General features: G+C 34.2%; 12 protein-coding genes. 4 read left to right on the top strand and 8 right to left on the bottom strand.

Annotated elements, in window-relative coordinates:
- Positions 1-5: 5 nt before the first annotated feature.
- From UABHE_RS08205 to UABHE_RS08185, 5 genes are all read right to left on the bottom strand, one after another.
- The gene (locus tag UABHE_RS08205; protein WP_372369766.1) at positions 6-3,494 is read right to left on the bottom strand and encodes an efflux RND transporter permease subunit; all 3,489 of its coding nucleotides are present in this window, start codon (positions 3,492-3,494) and stop codon (positions 6-8) included.
- Positions 3,491-5,677 carry an iron-containing redox enzyme family protein gene (locus UABHE_RS08200; protein WP_372369765.1) on the bottom strand — a complete coding sequence of 729 codons (2,187 nt, stop codon included), beginning with the start codon at positions 5,675-5,677 and terminating at the stop codon, positions 3,491-3,493. The genes UABHE_RS08205 and UABHE_RS08200 overlap by 4 nt, the downstream gene beginning before the upstream one ends.
- Positions 5,678-5,685: 8 nt before the next feature.
- Positions 5,686-6,273 carry a TetR/AcrR family transcriptional regulator gene (locus UABHE_RS08195; RefSeq protein WP_372369764.1) on the bottom strand — a complete coding sequence of 196 codons (588 nt, stop codon included), beginning with the start codon at positions 6,271-6,273 and terminating at the stop codon, positions 5,686-5,688.
- Positions 6,274-6,358: 85 nt separating this feature from the next.
- Positions 6,359-7,471 (bottom strand): SDR family oxidoreductase, encoded by a 1,113-nt coding sequence (locus tag UABHE_RS08190; protein WP_372369763.1) that lies wholly within the window; start codon positions 7,469-7,471, stop codon positions 6,359-6,361.
- 7 nt (positions 7,472-7,478) lie between these two features.
- The gene (locus tag UABHE_RS08185; RefSeq protein WP_372369762.1) at positions 7,479-9,215 is read right to left on the bottom strand and encodes a carbamoyltransferase; all 1,737 of its coding nucleotides are present in this window, start codon (positions 9,213-9,215) and stop codon (positions 7,479-7,481) included.
- Between the two features lie 583 nt (positions 9,216-9,798).
- On the opposite strand from UABHE_RS08185, the gene UABHE_RS08180 reads away from it, so the two are divergent.
- Both UABHE_RS08180 and UABHE_RS08175 read left to right on the top strand, forming a co-directional pair.
- A complete protein-coding gene (locus UABHE_RS08180) occupies positions 9,799-10,179 on the top strand; it encodes a nuclear transport factor 2 family protein (RefSeq protein ID WP_372369761.1) in 381 nt (126 codons plus the stop codon).
- Between the two features lies 1 nt (position 10,180).
- A complete protein-coding gene (locus tag UABHE_RS08175) occupies positions 10,181-10,663 on the top strand; it encodes an N-acetyltransferase family protein (RefSeq protein ID WP_372369760.1) in 483 nt (160 codons plus the stop codon).
- 48 nt (positions 10,664-10,711) lie between these two features.
- Here the strand turns inward: UABHE_RS08175 and UABHE_RS08170 are convergent, their stop codons facing one another.
- The 3 genes from UABHE_RS08170 to UABHE_RS08160 form a co-directional block, all read right to left on the bottom strand.
- Positions 10,712-12,058: a hypothetical protein gene (locus UABHE_RS08170; protein ID WP_372369759.1), complete on the bottom strand. Its 1,347-nt coding sequence runs from the start codon at positions 12,056-12,058 to the stop codon at positions 10,712-10,714.
- Positions 12,059-12,060: 2 nt separating this feature from the next.
- Positions 12,061-15,480 carry a hypothetical protein gene (locus UABHE_RS08165; RefSeq protein ID WP_372369758.1) on the bottom strand — a complete coding sequence of 1,140 codons (3,420 nt, stop codon included), beginning with the start codon at positions 15,478-15,480 and terminating at the stop codon, positions 12,061-12,063.
- 327 nt (positions 15,481-15,807) lie between these two features.
- The gene (locus UABHE_RS08160) at positions 15,808-16,266 is read right to left on the bottom strand and encodes a hypothetical protein (protein WP_372369757.1); all 459 of its coding nucleotides are present in this window, start codon (positions 16,264-16,266) and stop codon (positions 15,808-15,810) included.
- Between the two features lie 34 nt (positions 16,267-16,300).
- Here UABHE_RS08160 and UABHE_RS08155 point away from each other — a divergent pair, with 34 nt between their 5' ends.
- Positions 16,301-18,355 (top strand): plasmid pRiA4b ORF-3 family protein, encoded by a 2,055-nt coding sequence (locus UABHE_RS08155; protein WP_372369756.1) that lies wholly within the window; start codon positions 16,301-16,303, stop codon positions 18,353-18,355.
- Positions 18,356-18,691: 336 nt separating this feature from the next.
- Positions 18,692-20,398: a GspE/PulE family protein gene (locus tag UABHE_RS08150; protein ID WP_372369755.1), complete on the top strand. Its 1,707-nt coding sequence runs from the start codon at positions 18,692-18,694 to the stop codon at positions 20,396-20,398.
- Positions 20,399-20,402 lie beyond the last annotated feature (4 nt).

Genomic DNA, 20,402 nt, shown 5'->3' with positions numbered 1-20,402 from the left:
ATTCCTCAAAACCTTTTTTCGCGAGATAATTGCCAGATTGTTTGAATAACACTTTGCATTTTTTCAGAATTTTGTTTTACAATTTTTGGGATAATTTCAATATCACTTCCTTCAATATAATGCGCGTTTTCTATAACGTGATTTACAAATGAAGAAACATTATAATCTTTTATTTTCTCTCCAAAAGTTTTTGAGTTGTGATAACCATCTGAGACAATGATAAGAACAATATGCGGTTCTTTGCAAACTTGTTGGATTATTTGTACGATTTCTTTTGTTTCGAAGTCTCGCTGATCTAAAATGGCAAAGTCAGAACCAGAAGCAATATCATACGATTGAGAGTAAATTTTTATAAAGTGACGATGGCCTAACAAGCGACTTATTTTTTTTGCACTCTTGGATTCACGAGCAAAAACATACATTGTAAAAGGAGGCATAAAACCTAAGCGAATCTTGAGATCTTCGACAATGCGAAAAACCACAGGAGTAAAGATTAAGGTTAGTGAAGTAGATGTGAGTAAACCAAAAATAACAGTCCATGCAAAAGGCGCCCAAAAAGCCCCTCCCCATACAGCAAGTGGTAGTAGACTGACGGCTGTTGTTATCGATGTAGCGAGAATAGGCTTTAATCGTTCTTCGGCAACGATGGAAAGTATTTGCGAATAGCCTTCATAACTTTTAAGAATAGACCCTCCACGCATTTTGTGATTTGCGCAATCAATAAGTATAATCGCGTCGTTTACCACAATGCCTGCGAGACTTACAAACCCCATTAATGTCATGAATCCTAGTGGTTGGTCTAAGAAATACAAACCAAAAAGAGCTCCCGCTACAGAAACAGGAAATATAGACAAAATAATAATTGGTTGAAACAGACTATTAAATTCAAAGGCGAGAATAACATAAATTAAAATAATAGCAAAACACCCAGCAATAGAAATTGCTTTTATTGATTTTTGCAGTTCTTTGTCCTCTCCTTCAAATTCAATTGTATACCCAGGAGGAATTTCCCACCCCTTTATTTTTCTTTTCAAATCACCAAGTACCTCGGAAGCTAAACGCTGCCTTGTATCGCAAAAAACCGAGGCATACCATTTTTGGTTATAACGATTGATTTGCCCTTTTTCTAAAGAAAAATCAAGTTTTGCTAATTGATAGAATGGTATTTTTTCTCCAGTGAATCGCGAGGTAAAATACAGTTTTCTTACATCTTGAAAAGAACTTCTATCTTCCTTTCTTAAACGAACAACCACATCAATTTTTTCATCATTAGATAAAAAGGATGTCGCTGTTTGTCCGTTTAGTGCTGTGTATATATCAGAAGATACATCTAAATGTAGAACACGTATTTGATTTAGCCGATAAGGGTCTATCTTGACATTCACTTTATATGTATCTTCTCCAAGGTTGTCCATTATATTTCTGGTCCCTGGAATTTCTTCTAAAGTGTCTTTCAATTGTTGGGTAATTTTTTTGATGCCTGAAAGTGTTTCTCCTAAGACTCTTACGGCAACAGGAGCTTTAAATGGCTTTCCGTGTTGAAATTGACGTACGCGAATTTTAGCGCCAGCAATTTCAACGTCTAATTTCTCTTGGACAGCATAAACTGTTTCTGTTGTGCTTAGAGAACTGGATGCTTTTAAGTTGACGGCAATTTCCATGAAAGCAGGGTTGTTGAGTTGCCAATCTCCTACTTCGTTATAGTAAAACTTAGGTGAACCATTGCCGAGAAAACATGAAACGCTCTCGATATTGGTAAAGTTTTTTTGATCAAATAGTATATTTTCTATTTTTTTCGCTATAGATGTGCATTTATCTAGGTTAGAACCTTCTGGTAAGAATACATTTATCAAAAATTGTCCGCGTGTAGTTTTAGAGAATAACTCAACGCGCATCTGCGAAGCTAAATAAAATCCGGCTGCAATAAAAGTTATACCCATTACCATCGCAAGATAACGTCTTTTTAACCAAAAACGAATAAACTTTCGGTATCTGAGCATTGAATTTTTGGTTTTAGACTTCTCACCTCTTTCTCTTTTAGGAGTAATCCAGAAATACAAAATTGGAGTTAGGCAAATAGCAACAAATAGCGAACTAGCAAGAGTGACAATAACTACAATAGGTATAGAACGCAAGAAAGCTCCGGTTGCGCCAACCATAAAAAGCAAAGGAATAAATGCAGCAATGGTTGTTAAAGTACCAGAAATAATAGAAGGAGCCATTTCTTCTACTGCATCAGAGAAAATATATAACCACGGTTTATCGCTCGTTTGAATCTCTTTGTGTATGTTTTCTATGATGATAATAGAATTGTCGACAAGAAGCCCTAAAGCAATAACAAGTGAAGCAATAGACATCTGTTGCAGGACTACATCTAGTATTCCCAAAAAAAAGATGGAAATAATGAACGTCAAAGGAATCGAAATTGAAACAATAACAGATTCACGAATACCAACAAAAAAGAACAAGACAAAAGTAACGCAAATCATGCCTTGTAAAAGATTTGAATATAAATTCCCAAGTTTTTGATCAACATAGTTGGCTTGATCAACGGGAATTTCAATTTTGATTCCAGGGGGCTTATGAAAAGAATTTATTGCTTGGTGAACTTGTTTTTGAAAATTAAATATATTATATCTATCTTTCATAATGACGACAAGAGCGACTACATTTTGTTTGTTGTAACGAACTCTATAGTCAGGATCTTTTAGTTTTGCAGTGACATCGGCAAGATCTTTTATATATACAGGATTATCCTCTGCTGAGATATCGACAATAACATTTTTGATATCTTCTAGAGTTCGGAACTCCCCTTGGGTTTCCACTAAGAAATCTTGTTTATCTGCTTTTAAGATTCCTGCTGGCTTAACGTTGTTGCGGACTTCAAGAGCGGCAACAATTCGCGAAATAGGTATGCGGTACTTTGATATTTTGTCCAGATGAAGAGAAACTTCAATAATTTCTTCGAGATCTCCTCTTAGCTCCACATCGGAAACACCAGGTAGATCTAGGCACTGCTTTTTTAATATTTCAATATTGTTTTTCAGTTGTTGTAGATTGTATTTTTCTCCGGTCATTACAGCGATTAGAGAATAATTTTTCACAAGCTCGTCAAAAATTATAGGTGGATGTATTTCCGATGGTAATTTCGGAACTAGTTCGCGAACTTTATCTTTTAATTTTTCGATGGCTGCATCTAAGTCCTCATCGTAGTCAAACAAAACTTCCATAGAAGATATTCCATTCTTTGAAACGGAAATAACCTCATCGACACCGCTAATTTCCAGGATAGTTTTTTCGACTTCTTTGGTAACTAGTTTTTCAACTTTATAGGGATCTGCCCCTGGATATGGAACAACTACACGCACCATATTGTATTTGATTGTCGGATCTTCTTGACGCGGTAATTGTAAAAAAGTAATAATACCGCTAAAAATAAAAGCCAACGAACCAACAAAAAATATTTTGCGAAACTCAATAATCTTATAAATCATTTTTCCCTACTTTTTTTGCGAATACCTAGTGATTTACAGGCAACATCTTTGATTGCTTGCTTTACAACGCTTCTCATTAAAGGAATACGCATGACCTTGTAAGACAAAAAACCAGTCCAAATTCGCTTCCAATGTTTTTGGACTTCGTCACGCCCTTGAAGCGCAAGAATTTGATCTAGATAAATTTGTACAGATTCCATTGCCCATGCAGTATGCCCTGTCGCCATATTATCTATTGATATGTGCAAGCTAACAATGTAAGGATCAATATCCCAATATGTAAGCTCGTCAACTAAAGTCATATATTCCCAGCCTAAACCTCCCATTTCAATCGCGAGATTTAAGCCAATAAGCTCTGGCTGATATGTTTTAGGAAATTGAGAAATACTTAGTTGCAATGTTGGTAAATGAAAAGAAGCTTTTTCTATTTGAGAATGATAAGCGAATTCTTTGGTGTTAAAATGTGGAAGCTGTGCATTTTCACTCTCAAGAAGTTTTCTATAAACGTTGGCGTGATTCCACTCTGTCTCGCCATTACCTATTTCGTCAGAAAAAGTATTAAACAAATATGTTGCTATTTGAGAGTGCGATGTCCCAGGCTTTGCAACATTTTGTAACCAGCAACCATCAACTAAAACCAAAGGAGCCAACTGATGCATAAACCAATCTGTATAGAATTCCCGCGAAAATCTAGGTTTGACAAATGGTTTATAGGCTTCTATTTGCGATTCATATATTTGGTGAATGCGTTCTGAAAAAGCATCATGGCTATAATTAAATAAATGGTATTTTTTAGGGAAGAAAGGCATATAGTTACGCGTTTTTTTTAAGGATTTTTCTACATATAATTTTGCAGAGTGTCTTGTCGTAGGGAAGAGATCGACATTCACTAAATAGTAAAAAAGATCTCTTATATTCCTAACTTTACTAGGAGATGAAGGTTTACGCTGTAGAGATTCTTTTGATTGATAAAATGGACAAACAACTTTTTGAGATGTAGATGCTTTTTGAGGAAGGCTGGCGACCCATTTTTGCAATATCTCTATTTCTCGATCTGTAAAGACTCTGAACATTGGTCCACCAAAAGCAATAAGCCTTGTAAATAGTAAGCTCTTTTCAGGCTCATTGCGATCAACAAAAGGTGAATTGGCAAATGCTTTTAAAAAAGCAGTAATATCAAATTTTTCACCATCAAACCATTCAGGAAGTGTTTTGTCTCCAACAAGTGTTTCTCGATGATGACCACGTGAATAAGGAGCTTTTTGAGAAATAATATCAATTACTTTTTCTTCTATAGTCGTACTTGTTTGATTAAGGTGGTTAGTTATTTGCTCTTTCCAGTGCTTAGATAATGTTTCTACGCTGTAAAAACCGTTCCACATTCTTTGCCAATTTTGTAAAGCAATATCTTGGTTTTGACCTTGGCAAAGTTGTGAGACAATGTTTTCTATTGTTTTATTATGTCGTTTGTCATTTTGATAGAAAGGAGCGCGCTCAAAGTATAATGATTTTTCAAATGGTAAATAAAATTGGTCAAAACCAGCAAAAAAATGTGCAAGAGTAATACCAACAATCTCTGGTAAAAATTTTCGCGGAAATTGCGATATTGCTAAATAGTATACAGGTATAGTAAAAGAGCTGTCTATTATTTGCGGCTGTGTAATATAGGCAAAAGAGCGTATGTCAGGAACAATAACAGACATCTTCTGTAAAATTTCTTTGTATAGATAAAAATGATTGTACTCGGGTTGAAAATCGCCCAATTTGAAACTATATATCTTAAATAAAAGAGCTGATATTTCAGTGTGACAATGTACAATACTACCTATGTTATTTAACCATGCGCCATCAATCAAAGCTTGCGGGGCAAATTGTTGCAATACAAAGTTGACCATTTCATCTGATAATGATGGCTGGGGTAAATCTTGCTGTTGCTGACGAAAACAATGTAAATAATCAATTATTTCGCTACGATTTTCATATGATAAAGTATTGTGCTGCTCGCCTTTTTGTAAACAATCTAGTACTATTTTCTCTGCCGATGGTAAAACATCTATATATTCATCTATATTCATTAAATAGTAGTATAGTTCTCTAGTTCTTTTGTTTTTGTAAGTAACTAGGTCATATTCTTTGTTAAAAAATATTGTTTGAAAATTTTCAGAAGGTTTTTGAAGTTGCACGATATACCTCACACTGTTATATTTACTCGATATTTAGGGGATATGTAACTAGCCAAATACAAGCAGTAATGGTGAAGCCCTACTTGTAAATGATGGGTATTTTGATAAACTTTACCAAACAATGCCGCCCCTTCAAATATCGTAATCAAAAAATCCGCTAGTTCAAGATTCGGGGTTTCTTGTATAAGATAACCCTGTTCTTTAAAAAAATCGAAACGCTCATTGATTAATGAGCGCCACTCTTGTAACAAATTAATGAGTTGTTTTCTTAGTTTGTCTTTTTGTTCGGAGGTTGTTTCGTTCATCACAACGCCAAGTAAGCACCCACCAACTCTTTCTTTTTTCAGTATCGCCAAGTCAAAAGCTTTTTGAATCCATTCCATAAAATGTACGATATTTTTTACTTGCGCGAGTGATTGCAAGTGTGCCGCTAGAACTTCGCAACCATAATGATCAATAACCTCAGAAATTAAATTTTCTTTGTTTTTGAAATAATAATAGAATTGCCCTTTTCCCGTTGCAGAATTTTCAATAATTTCGTCAACAGTGGTTCCTTTGACACCTTTTTCGAGAAATAATTGTTTTGCTTCATGCATAATTTTTTCTTTTGTTTTGATGTCTAAGTCTCCTTCTAAGTATTCCTTAAAAGTAACTTAGTTAATAGATACTTTTAAGGCGAATTTACCATTTACAGTTTTTGAAGTTTTGTTCAATGGCAAATTGAGATAAATTTGTAAATTGTTTCTTTATATCAAGTTTCTCTGTAAACGGCTCTATAATTTTATTTTTCTTATAAAAAAGTTTAGGACTATTCATGTACTTACCAAAAATGCTATGAATAGATGAGTAGTAAATTTTTTCTAAAGGGTTTTGTTTATCAGGCGTTTCATTGATAAACTCAAAACGCCGAAGTTTAGAAATCGCGAAGATATGCTCTACTATCCAATGTACTTCGATGTCTTCACCTACAATATTTAACTGTTTAATCTCTGGATCAAGAAAATTGTTTGTAATTGCTTGAGCTACCAAGTCGACGGGAACGAGGTTCATATGAGAATCGCGATGTAAACAAATACGTATAGGAAATTCTTTCATTTCCAAGGGTAACGACTTATAAAAAAACTTTAAATAAGAATAAAAAACATTGAATTTGGAAATAAAATAAAGAGGGGATTTTAGTAGTCTTCCACAAATAATACTTGGACGCATAATTTGCCACTCAATATTTTTGCTTTCACAAAAAGATACTATTTCTTTTTCAATTTGAGCTTTAAAATTTTCATATGGATTGCGATATTCACATTGCTGTAAAGATAAAAAATCGTCATCGATAACTCCTGATCGTATTCCACAAGAATAAGCCGTGCTTATAAAAATGAACTTACAAATGAATTTCTTACTTACTTCTAGGAGTTGTAAAGTAAGAAGATAATTGGAAGAGTAGATTTCTGATTTTACCTTGTCACTACTATCTAGATTAGTAGAAGCTGCTGTATGAATGAGATAACAATTTTTAATGCCAAAACTTTCAAAATGTTTTTCATTCAAGTCTTGTAGATCACATTCTATAACATGTATATACGGCCAAAAATCTTTTAGATCACTTGATTTTAGTTTATCAGGAAGAACATCGTCGTTAAGTAAACTTTTGACGCGTTCTTTTCCGCTTTTTTTGCTTGTTCTCACTGGTAAAAAAATTTGCCCATTACTATTATTTTTTATAAAGAGATAAAGAAGATCGTATAAAATTTGTGATCCGAGAATACCAGTCACTCCAGTTAATAATATATTCATAGTTAAATTATTTCTCAATTAAATAGTCATCAATTATTAAGGCATCAATACCTGTTGTATAAAAAAGAGCGATAGCATCCTCTACAGAGTGAATGATCGGTTTCCCCATAATATTTAGGCTAGTATTTAGCAAAATAGGTACGGAAGTGATATTGTAAAACTCTAGTATCAGTTGATAAAATTTAGAATTCCACTCTTCTTTTACTGTTTGCAAACGACCTGTACCATTGTGGTGGACGACAGCAGGCACTTTGTCCATTACATCTTTCTTAAAAGATAATGTTCTTTCCATATAAGGGGATTCTTGATAATTTTCAAAATATTCGTCGCCATACTCATGCAAAATCGCTGGAGCAAAGGGACGATATTCTTCGCGAAATTTAACTAAATCGTTGATTTTTTCTTTCATTTTGGGCGAACGAGGGTCAGCAAGTATTGAGCGATTCCCCAATGCGCGTGGCCCAAATTCTGCACGCCCTTGCATCCACGCAATGAGTTTACCTTCACTGAGCAATTTTGCTGTTTTTTTGTGGACAGTTCCTGTATGAAGCTGCATATTTAACGATTTGTTAAATTTTATTAAGTTTGAAAAAGATTTTTTAGGTATATCTGACCCTAGATATGGCGAAGTAAAATAGTATTTTTTTGGGCTGTTTTTTTGTGAGTAAGCCATCATCGCAGCTCCTAGAGCGCACCCATCATCTCCCGGAGCGGAAGGTACATATAGCTTTTCAAAAGGTGTTTTTTGAGTTATTTGTCCATTATAAGCAGAGTTAAGAGCACATCCTCCCGCCAAGACAAGATTTTTTGATGAACTAATCTTACTCAAATTACTCAAGAGTTTTGTCATAGTACGGCAGAAAAAATCTTGACCTGTGCAAGCCATATTTACAGCATCCCATGGCGAAGCATTTTTTGCTCTTTTTCTTTTGTGTAACTTTTCCATTATTGAATTTATTTTTTTTGTGGAACACCCCTTTATCTTAATGCCATCTACAAATAATAATTGCTCAAAAAGCTCTGAAATATCTTTATCTATTTTACCGTAAGGAGCAAGCCCCATTACTTTCCACTCTTCTCCTTTTAACCAGTGAAATCCACACAATTCTGTTAACTTCATATAAAAAAAACCAAGGCTTTGTGTTCCGCGTATTTTTTTTATTTGCTTTACTCTGTTATTTTTATAAGTGTAGTAAGCAATAGAAGCATCTCCACCATAAGAATCGACTATCATACAAGTAGCATCAGAAAAAGGACTTGATTGGCAAGCCATAGTTGCATGAGTGTCATGGTGTTCAAAGTGCTGAAAACTTACATTTCTATTACCATATTCATTTCTTAAGTACTGAGCGATGTTAACACCGCGTTTTTGATGGCCGCTTCTTAGTAGCGCTAACTGATAAGTCATTTTATATTTTTCTAGAAAAAATTGAAAAATAAAATGACCATGTTTTTCGAGAGTTAGTGCTTCAGCTCGATGTTCTTTTCTTACAGTATGAATAATTTCTGTCCAGGGTCTTTTCGTTGGCCAGTTAGTTCCAACGACAAATTCACCTTGAGGATCACAATATTCATTAATAATTTGTGGCAAATAAAAAATATTATCTGGTTCGCAATTTAAGCCTCTTTTGTTTTGTAAGTATCGCTCTATGGCTTCGGCAAATAATATTTCTCCGTTATGATTTAAAATTGCTATTGCTGGGTCATGAAATGTAGTAGAAAGACCAATATAATATTTGTTCAAAACAACCTCTTTACTAATTAGTACAAAATTTATTTTTACACAAGAAAATAGGCGAAGTTGTCTATTGAAAATCGATAAATTTAATGACTGCTTATACGAATTAAAATTTATCAAAGGCAACTTTTATAACGATTCTCTCTGTGTAAGGCACATGTGATTTCTCAGTTTGGCAAATGATTATCTATTTTAGATGAAATAACTTTCCTCTTTTTTACATAAATCAACTATTCCATATATTTCATAGTGATTACGTGTCAAATATGGAGAATATAAAAAGATTCAAATCTTTTTTTTTGTACCAAATAGTACAATTAAAATAAGTGCACGTCAATGTTTTTTAAAAATAACTGAGTATCTATACCTTTGTATATTTACCTGAATTACAAGAATACTTCAATATAAGAGACGTTGCGTCTCATCATAAGAGACATCGCGTCTCATCATAAGAGACATCTAGTCTCTTGTCAAATGTTTTTTATAAATTTGCAGTGTTTTTTTAGAGCGTGTCTTCATTGAATAAAGTAAAATTATAGTTGTTAGCTGTTGTGGTAATTAGAGATCTATATTATAAAGGGAATTAAACATGGAAATTTTTGCTAATACGGTAACACAATATTTTGCGGCTATTTGTGAAGGAGATGTTGAAACCTGGGTCAACTTATTTGCAGAAAATGCGGTTAGCCATGATCCAGTTGGAATGCCTTCATATAAAGGTCACGAACAACTTCAGAAGTTTTTTCTAGGCATTAGTAAAGCTTTTCAAAAGGTATCGTTTGCAGAAGAAAATGTTTATATTTGTGGAAAAGATGTCGCGGTAAAATGGAATGCATCAGGAATAGGTCATAACGGTGTTGAAGTATCGTTTAGTGGAATAGACACTTTTTCAATGAACGATGATGGAAAGATAGTGGAGCTAAAAGCGTACTGGGATTTAAAGGCTACTATGGCACAGTTAAAGGGGTAATATGAATATTAGGCAAGCGCAGAAAGATGATTGGCCACAAGTGTGGAATGTGCTTCGCGAAGCATTTCACAGCGAAGAAACATATGTCTATTTTGCTAATATCTCAGAGGAAGATGCTTACGATATCTGGATAAAAAAATCTTTACATGTTTATGTCGTAGAACAAGATCAAGTTATTCTCGGAACATATTATATCAAACCTAATCAGCAAGGGTTGGGAAGTCATATTTGCAATTGTGGTTATATTTCTGCGTCACAAGCCCGGGGAAAGGGAGTTGGATCACTGATGTGTAAACACTCTCTTGAAGAGGCAAAAAAAATAGGATTTTTGGCAATGCAGTATAATTTAGTTGTCAGTACAAATGAAGGTGCAATAAGGTTGTGGAAAAAATTTGGTTTTGAGATCGTAGGAACTATTCCGCAAGCCTTTTATTTTCGAAAAGAAAAATATGTGGATGCTCATATTATGTATAAAAAATTGTAAGTTGGTATTTTTTGGTGCGATTTGAATAATGGCATGTCTATCAAGTTTTTATTTCCCGCTTTTTTGGAAGTTTTGTTCGAGGTCTTGTAAATACAGTTTATATTTTGTGATATAAGCTGAGGTGAGCGGATCTTTACGCGAACGGAGTAGAAAAATTTTTTCCAAGTAGTAAATCATTTTTGCTATTTTACTTCTTTGGGGATGGTTTGGGAGTTGTAATAATTGTTTTTTAAGAGCATTTAATTGATTGCGATCGCTTCCTTTTAGAATAGCTTTTTTTATTTTTTGGTAGTCGTTGTATATTTCGAAATAACGAATATATGATTTTTGAATATTGTTATTTTGTATTTCTTTCTTCTTCTCTAATACACTTTCTATCGATTTCAATGAAGCTAAAAATTTTGATTTTATCTGACCGCTATTTTTTATGGGTTCTATATTGAGATCGAGTTGATATTTTTTAGAGAGAGCTATAAAATGCACTTGAATAAGATCGTTTATGCAAATACGTACTGTTCGAAATAGAGAAAAAATTTGTTTCGAGCAAAAGCTAGATTTTTGATACTGTTCTTCGCGTTTTTTTAAATGCTCAAGCTCAAGATTGAAATAGTTAAGTATTATTTTAATGTTTTTAATTTTATGACTTTTTTTTTCGGTGAATTTGTCTAGAGTTGAAATTATTCTACGACACCATTCTATATCATGCTCTACTGTTTGTTCATCGATATTTTTGATTGGTACTATTTCTCGTTGTATTTCGGCGAGATAATGACTTATATTTTGACGATAGATTTTTCGTTTATTTTTATCTGATAAAGTGAGTAAATTTTTTTGTAGAGTCAATATTTTTTTTACATAGAACATACTTTTGGCAAAATAAGGAGCAAGTATATTTGGAGAAGAAAGTTCAATTTGTTTCTTTTTCTGTGCTTGTAACTGTTGAATGTGTTTCGCTATAATTTTTTTTGAGGGAGATTTGTTGGTTTCGCTTACATATACAATAAATTTCTCTAAGAAATCAATGTACATAAGTTGCTGTTGCTTTTCTAGTAAGGGATTGCCAACAAAATATTTATGAACATATGTTTCGCGCACTTTTTTATGTGTGTAAATGATTTGTAGTTTGTAAATACCGCTTAATACTTTACCTTTAACCGGACCGTAAACAAAAGTAGCGCTATTATTTTTCATTAAAATTCGCTGTCGACTTACAGGTAATTCTTTATTTAGTAAAGTAAGCTTGGTATGTAAAAAACCGTCCTTTTGAGGAAAGTCTCCTTCTATTTTAAATTGCCAAAACAAGTTTTCATCTTTTTGCTGTTCTGAAAAATAAAAATCGATATTTTTGGCAAATAAAGAGATATAAACAATCCACAAAAGGAAAAGGTTTTTCATTATTATCTTCCTATGAAACGATATTCTAAAAGCCTTAGATTTGTAAAATACGCAAAGGTTACTTTGTCTAATAATGGTGATTGGAAAATAGGATTTCGATCTTGTCTGTTAAATGTAAAAGTTACAGAAACCGGTTCTCCTGGTTTTTGCTGCAAAGGGATAAGTACGTTAAAATCAGAAATCAAACTTCCGACATTTAGAGGTTCGTTTATGAATTTTAAATAATCCTGTAAACTCTCTTCTAACGTTTTTCCTTGAGTAGCTGTAAATTTTTGGTGGTCTCCATTAAATTTGACTTTAAACGTCGTGTCTATTAGATCTTCTCCATCTTTGTCTTTCAAGTGCATTTTTATTTCTCGTTTTTTTCTACCGCGCTTGTTTTCTTTTACTTCGATAGACAACTCTTCTACAGTGTCTTTTAGGAACTCTGTTAGGTTTGGTAGTTTTTTATTGTTAAGACCTAACACGTTGTTAAGAGTGGATTCAACATTTGTACCATTATCTACCTGTAATATTTCAGGTTTGACAAAGAGAATGTGTCCACCGTTTGGCGTGTTTATTTCTACGTCGAATTTCGCGAAAAAATTACTGTTAGGGTCTTGGTTTAGTTCGTAACGCGATGGCAAAAATGTAGAATCACTCATCCAATCAATATTTTCACTGATGCGTATGTCATCAATTGTTATCTCTGGAATTGTTCCAAATGAAGGATCAGGAGGACCAATGAAAATTTTGTTTTGCAAAGTAAGATTGCTTCCTGCTTCTTGGCGTTCTTTTTTTTCTTTTTCCGCTTTTTCGGCCTTTTCTTTCTCTTTTTTCTCTTTCTCTTCTTTTGCTTTTTCCACTTCCTCTGGGGTTGGTGGATTTTCGGGATCTATTGGTGGATCTGGTTTTTCTGGTTTTACTTCATCGTCTTGTAAGTTGCCGTCTAATGGAGTAAAATTATCATTAAGAACATCTTGTAGAATATCTTGAATAAAGCTAGGTGAGTTTGTTTGACTTTCAGAGGTTTGGAAATCACTAAGTTCTGAATCCGCACCTCGTTGAAAAAGGCCACCAGCATTATTATAAAACTGTCCTGTTACTTTGATTGCATCATTACCATCACTAAACCCATTCATTTGTGTACCGTTATGCCAGCGAACAGCTAAATGATAAAATTCTTGAGTATGGACACCTCCACCATCGGTTTCTGGATCAATGGTCAATTGCTTAGTGAAAGTAATAAATTCGCCAGGATTAGCAGGAAAAGTTCCAAATCCTAATTGGTCTGCCAGTGCATCTTTATCTGTAGGGGAAAGTTCTTGCGCTTTACCATCTACGAATTTTTGAATAACGAATTTATTTGTAACTTTTACTTCTAACTTACGTAAATTATCATCTGTTGAGGTTTTCGACTGTTGAACGCGCATCTCAATTTCGCGTTGTACACCAATTTGAAAATGTTCGTTGATGTCGTTACCATCCTGTTTAAATGTCGAATTACTAAAAAATATAGTGCGAAATTCTTGGGCATTATTATCTTCATCGTTACCCCATGCGTCATTGATTTTAAACCAGAACATAATGGAGCCTTTGTTATCAGAAATTTTTCCTTCATTGTTTACAACATTATCTGAGTTACCATTCAAAAGTGCAGGAAGATTTCCATTTTCTTCTAAATTAGCAATATCAGAGGAAGGAAAAGAATCAAATGATAGCAAGCTATTTTCATCATCTTTTTTCAAGACAAAACCATCAGCAGCTAGATTTATTTTGCTCAATCCATTTGACTGCTTCTTTAATTCAAAAACCGCAGGATTAGGAGGAAGCTCGCGATTTATATTCGTTGTGGTTAAATTCTCGGTGGCTTTATTTGGTTCTACACTGCCATTAAAATCTGCACGAAAGAGGTAGTTACCGCTAGCATCCGTAGGATCAACAGCATTATCGAGTCCAGTAAAACCAGTTTTAGCATCGAATTGAATTGGATCAAAAAAACCAGAAATATCGCTGGATTTTAGAAGTGCTCTTTCAATATCGTCTAATTGAAGATTATTTGGGGCAGTAAAGGAATTTTGAGTGATCTTTTTGTCTACGTTTCCTTCTTGGCGTGCGCCTTCAAAATCTTCTTGGCTGTCGTACTGATCAACTTCAAAAATTTGCGCGTTTGTGTAATATTTCTGCGCAACAACCATCCCGAGAGTGGGGGAGAAATTTTGGACTAAACTTGTGATTTCGAAATGTCCGCCGGAAAAAAAGCAAAAATTAATGGTATGATATAACAAGTCTGATCTGTTGGGGTTTTGAAACCTCAAGCGATTTGCATTTTGCTTTTTTAAAGTCACATCAGGATTGAAATTTGCATCGAGTAATTTTATTTTATTTTTTGATGAACTATTAAAAAGTTTCGCTCCTTGCTGATTAACGATCTTCATAAAAGTACTAAAATCAGGAAATATATCTTGTTGACGATGAACACAAACAGCATTGGCTAAACGAATAGCATCACCTTGATCTATTTCGATTTTATTTCCGTTTTTATTCATTGAAATATTTTTAAATAGGGCGTAGAGAACAGGCCAAGCAGCAGTATTTATGTTAATAGGCGCAACAGAGTCTTTTTCCAATTCATTTTCATTGCCAATTGTTTTGAAGGTAATTTGCTTAAAGAAAACACTGTTGTCCATTTCTGAACGCAAAGGAAAAATAGTGATAAAGTCTTTTATTGCCTCAAAGTCTTTTTCGCTGATAGATTTATTTCCATCAGTTAGACCAATGATGCTGTCTTTTGAGCGATATCCAACATTATCTTTAGGACGATTATTGACAATAATATTGCCGATTTCTGTAACATCAACGTCAAAAATGTAAGGGGCGCTGTTGGAACCGTCTGCGCGTACAGGACCAAAAAGTTTCATCTCTATAGCTTCTGCAAGATTCGAAAGTATTTGCGGTAAAGAGGCCAAATCGCTATTTATATTGATTTGGGAGGTAGTGTCAAAAACTTTTAGTGTGTACATGTGTGTCGCATCATTCATGAAGTTAGAGATATTATGCCCTTGAAATACCTCGTTTGTTGAATATGATGGTTCATTCACATTATTTGCAAAAACTTCTTGCAAGTTTTTTATATTTAAGCCTGCGGCGGTTTCATCATCTGCAATGTCTATGCTGCCAAATTGAGTGGGAGCATCTTCTGTAAAACATAGATAATCGCGATAGTAAATATTGTTTTTAAATCCTTCTACAAGATTTGCAATAGCAAGATCTATAGAACCGTAACCATGTATATCAGCTGTTACATTATCAGTATAGCTTACAGATGCACCTCGCTGTAAAACGGCAACTCGCGTAAATGTAATAGCCATAGTACTCAGGAGTAGTAAAACTGCTGTACATAGTATGAGTGCGAAGGCTTTTTGTTTTTTTCTTTTTTGCATACCCCCTCCTTTACTAAAATCATGAGGAAAAATTCTTAAACTATTTTTAACTTATTCTGTTTGTTTTTGCGGTTTTTCTTAGTATAATACATATGTTAAATGCTTCCAAATAAAAAACATGATTCTTGTGGCGTGGTATAAAATCTGCTACAAAATTGGCTGCCAATTTATACACACGATTGTTACTCGTCGTTTTAAGTACCAATACCATCGGCTTAACTCCTGCTAAGTCTGCGCAAATTTTGATCATTTTCCTAGACCAAAAGCACCTACAAATTTTCGCTTTAAAACAATTTTGTGACAGGCTTTAAGGATTCGATTTATTCTTTATTCCATCAACATGTTATGTTGTATAATTTCACTATTTGCTAGAATTCCCATGCGCGCATCTTCGATAAGCAGTTCGATATTTGCTTTGTCTTCTACATCTGTAAGATTGCGTAAATGACTTTTGGCACTTTGCACAAAAAAATCCAAGCATTGCCGCGAAACTTCATACTTATTTAAGTTGAAATAAACTTTTCCTAAATACAAGCAGACATAAGCATATTCGTAAGAATCCGCTCCATACATAGGTTGCAAAATTTGGCCTGCTTTAATCGCTGTTTTTCCGGCTTTTTCGTAGTTTTTCTGTTTAATTAATATGTCGGCTACGTTAAGCAAGCACCATGCTTTTTTTTCACTATCGGTTAAATCTACAGCTTTGTGAGCTAACTCTAATGCCAAATGGTAATCTTCTTCGTCTACCGCCATCATCATTTTTGATTGGATTTGCTCTAGATTCATAATATTGTTCCAAAAAAGTAAAGGTTGAGAAAGCATGACCGAGGTTCGTAATAAAATGTCACTGGAAAAGGCACTTGACCAGTTTATTGAAAATACAAAAAGACCATTTCGTTTAGAAAAAGTTATTCAATTCATTGTGCCAAGATTGAAAAAAGTTCCCAAAAATTTATATATTTCTTTGGATAGAATGTTACGTCGCGATAGACGTTTTTTTTATGATAATTTTAAGGAATTGTATGTTCCAAGATCTTATTTTTTTAAAAACACGCAATTTTTGATAAAACCAACAACAGAAGAAATTCGCGAAGGAATTTTATACCCGGGTCATCGATTTATACCTTTTTGTCATTGGGAAGTTTTCCCTACAGCGTGTCAGTTACGATTGGGAAGGCGTAAACTAAAAACAATACAAGTAAAAAAAAGGTTTCAAGATATTTTAATTTATCATACCTTACTTGGCAAGGAGAATATTATTAGTTATCTGCTTGTTGATCACGAAGATAACGGAGAGATTCTTTCAAAACCGAATATAATGATAGAGGATGCACTGCTAAATGTATTTGATATGAAAGATTTTTTTGCATCTCATAATTTCGAAGAAGGAGATTCTATTCTCGTAACTGTGAAGGACTGGGTGCAAGGTAAATATACTATCGAGTACAAGAAAACGATAAATAGTGATTTAGATTATCATAATAATAAAAAACAGTGGATAAAGAACTTTGAAGATAAGATGCTCGATACCTTTAAAGATGAAGGAACATTGACGAGTATTTATGAACAATTAGCCATTGCATTTTTCAAAAGTGGTAAAGAAATATTAAAAAAACCATTTGCACACATAGGTGGTGTTCTTGCTGTAAGCGAAAAAATTGAAATTGCACCTCTTGGAATGACTAGTATATTATGGCATCAAGGTGAAGCTCCTGAAGATGCAATAGATTTTGATTCGGTGGAATATCAAATAGGAATGACTGGCAATGCTGACAGTATTGACGGAATATTACAAGATTTAGGAGTTGCACTTAACGAACAGGTTGTTGAAGCCTTCATTCGCGATGAATTTTACACAAAGCGCAAGGATTTCAAAAAAGCTTTAGAGCGATGTTTACCTATGCAAATCATCGAATTTTATGATGAAGAACAACAAAAATCCTTTGGTAAACTTACTAAACAACTATGGAATAAAATAGAAAAAAGCTACAACATATTTTGCGATAAACATGCGGGAAAATATAGAAATAAAGCTTTGTTAACACTTGAATTCTATTACACGTGGTTATACAGTTTAGAGAAAAAAGGTATTGAGGAAAAAAATTGCCCTAAGCGCGAGACCTTGGCACTTGGAGAAATGCAAGTTATGTTGATGCATTTGGTTGCAGGGTTTAATAGTGGTGACAGCGAAGATCTTGTAAAACAAAAAGATATGATGATAGCTCTTGAAGATATTGATCATTCGAGTAAAACATTTATAGAAATTATCGAGCGCGAAGCGACGAGAGCTATGCGTCCTATACTAAAAGTTGTGAATAGCCACACTGCGCCAAGGGAAGAACAAGAGGATATTTACTATCTTAAAATATCTTTAAAAAAGTCGAAGCCTCTTATTTGGCGTCGTATCTGTGTTCCTGGAAATATTAGTTTAGCTGCTTTACATGATATTATTCAAGTAACAATGGGGTGGGAGAATAATCACGAGCACTGCTTTACTATCGATGAAGTAGTTTACGGAGATATGAGTAGCGATTATCATTTGAAAGACGAGCAAAAATACGCGCTAAATGAATTAATAACAGAAAATAAGACATTTTTTTCTTACGAATATGATTTCCAAGATTCTTGGCAACATAAAATTGTAGTAGAAAAAATTACTTCGCATAAAGACAAAGATGTAAAAATCAAATGTCTTGCCGGAAAAAATGCTTGCCCTCCAGAAAATTGCGGTGGTATCTATGGATATGAAGAAATGTTGCAAATTTTAAAAGACGCATCTGATCCCGAGCACCTAGATTTACAAGACTGGTTACACGGCTTTGATCCAAAACTTTTTAGTATAAAAGATGTAAATAAGTATTTAGAAAATTTATAATTTCGCGTTTAATCATTGAAAAAATCTTGAAAAACCTTAGAAATCCAGTTAAATTTATAAAGTAAGTAATCAAACATCTAGTCACTTATGTTCTCTATAAAAAGATAGTCTAGAGGGTATGGCGAAAAATAATTTACCACTTGGCATAATTTAAAATTTATTTGCTTTGTTATTTGTGACTTATAAAACAATGTTATGCCTGACTAAATAAAGAAATCTCCATGTGAAATTTACTATGTTTTTTGCGCTACGTCTTTAAAAACAAAAGGTAAATTATAACTATGTCGTCGTTGGTTTACAAATTTATGCAAGAATTCTCAATATAGAAAGTTGAAAATGGCTGAACAAAGACGAAGAAGGTTAGGCTCTATTCTTCGAGCACTCGGAATTATAAACGATGGGCAATTAAAAAAAGCTCTTGCATACCAACAAGAGCACGGAGTGAAACTTGGTGAAGCACTAATTCAAATGCAATTTGCAACTCAAGTACAAATTACTCAAGCACTAGCTAGACAATTTAGTTTGCCATTTGTTGATGTCGCAAATGGAAATATTCCGATGGAAGTAATAGAGTGTGTTCCTAGACAAATTGTAGAAGAAAAACAAATTCTTCCAGTGAAGAAAACTGCGCGTTCTGTAATTGTTGCAATGACAGATCCCCTAGATCTTGCTACACTAGAAGACTTACGCTTTCTTTTAGCATGTGATATAGACTGTGCTCTTACAACTCCTCAGTCGATGAAAGATGCGATTGCTAAATACTATGAGGTTGAAAAAAGTAATTTAGAAGATTTCTATGACCAAGTGACAGCAGCAGATCTAGATTATTCGATAGAGCAGGTAGAAGAAGAAGAAGTTGAAGAAGAAAATGATGATGCGCCTGTTATCCGCTTGGTAACGCTTATTATAAACGAAGCACTGAAAAATAGAGCATCTGATATTCACATTGAACCACTTGCAAATAGAATTCGAGTACGTTATCGTATTGATGGTGTATGCCAAGAAGTTGATTCACCTCCTAAAAAATTGCAAGGTCCAATACTTAGTCGTTTGAAAATCATGTCGGATATGAATATCGCTGAAAAAAGAATTCCTCAAGATGGTCGTATTAAACTCACCCTACAAGGACGTGGTATCGATTTACGCGTATCAGCTTTGCCTTGCTATCATGGTGAAAGTGTTGTCATGCGTATTCTTGACAAAGAGAAAGCTCTTGTGAGTTTGGATATTCTTGGTTTTCATGAATCAGATTTTGAGCGCTTTCAACGTATTATTAAAAAACCAAATGGTATTTTCCTTGTAACTGGCCCTACAGGTAGTGGAAAAACAACGACATTATACGCGGCCTTGCAAGAATTGAATCGACCGGATGTAAAAATTATTACTGCTGAAAACCCTGTGGAATATAATATCACTGGAATAAATCAGTGTCAAGTACGACACAATATAGGCTTGAATTTTGCCGTTATCCTCAAAGCAATGCTCCGCCAAGCGCCGAATGTTATTCTTGTAGGGGAGATTCGCGACCAAGAAACGGCCGAGATTGCTATCCAAGCAGCTCTTACAGGACACTTAGTATTCTCAACACTACACACAAACGACGCACCTAGTTCGTTGACTCGTATTATTGATATGAATGTAAAACCTTTCCTTGTTTCTTCTGCTGTACAAGCAGTACTTGCACAGCGGCTTATTCGTAAAATATGCCCCCATTGTAAAGAACAATATGTGCCCGATGATGCAGAACTAATTTCAGTAGGTTTAAATCCAGACGCAACTCGTCATTCAAAAATATTTAGATCTGTAGGATGCGATCAGTGTAAAGGTGTTGGTTATAGAGGACGTATGGGTGTATATGAGATGTTAGAAATGTCTCCACAACTGCGCGAGTTAGTATTCCACCAAGCATCTACAATTAAAATTCGCGAGGAAGCAAAATTGTCAGGTGGAATGTCAACATTGCAGCAGGATGGTGTGCGCAAAATTTTAACAGGAAACACGACAATTGAAGAAGTACTAAGAGTTACACATGCTAAGCATTAAGGAG

This window comes from Candidatus Uabimicrobium helgolandensis, assembly GCF_041508025.1.
GTDB classification, from domain to species: domain Bacteria; phylum Planctomycetota; class Uabimicrobiia; order Uabimicrobiales; family Uabimicrobiaceae; genus Uabimicrobium; species Uabimicrobium helgolandensis.
This window is presented reverse-complemented; position numbering and strand designations above follow the sequence as displayed.

Bases quoted from the DNA above. Each gene is read 5' to 3' on its own strand.
- UABHE_RS08205 (WP_372369766.1), bottom strand. From the start codon at position 3,494: ATGATTTATAAGATTATTGAGTTTCGCAAAATATTTTTTGTTGGTTCG.
- UABHE_RS08195 (WP_372369764.1), bottom strand. From the start codon at position 6,273: ATGCATGAAGCAAAACAATTATTTCTCGAAAAAGGTGTCAAAGGAACC.
- UABHE_RS08190 (WP_372369763.1), bottom strand. From the start codon at position 7,471: ATGAATATATTATTAACTGGAGTGACTGGTATTCTCGGATCACAAATT.
- UABHE_RS08180 (WP_372369761.1), top strand. From the start codon at position 9,799: ATGGAAATTTTTGCTAATACGGTAACACAATATTTTGCGGCTATTTGT.
- UABHE_RS08175 (WP_372369760.1), top strand. From the start codon at position 10,181: ATGAATATTAGGCAAGCGCAGAAAGATGATTGGCCACAAGTGTGGAAT.
- UABHE_RS08170 (WP_372369759.1), bottom strand. From the start codon at position 12,058: ATGAAAAACCTTTTCCTTTTGTGGATTGTTTATATCTCTTTATTTGCC.
- UABHE_RS08165 (WP_372369758.1), bottom strand. From the start codon at position 15,480: ATGCAAAAAAGAAAAAAACAAAAAGCCTTCGCACTCATACTATGTACA.
- UABHE_RS08160 (WP_372369757.1), bottom strand. From the start codon at position 16,266: ATGAATCTAGAGCAAATCCAATCAAAAATGATGATGGCGGTAGACGAA.
- UABHE_RS08155 (WP_372369756.1), top strand. From the start codon at position 16,301: ATGACCGAGGTTCGTAATAAAATGTCACTGGAAAAGGCACTTGACCAG.
- UABHE_RS08150 (WP_372369755.1), top strand. From the start codon at position 18,692: ATGGCTGAACAAAGACGAAGAAGGTTAGGCTCTATTCTTCGAGCACTC.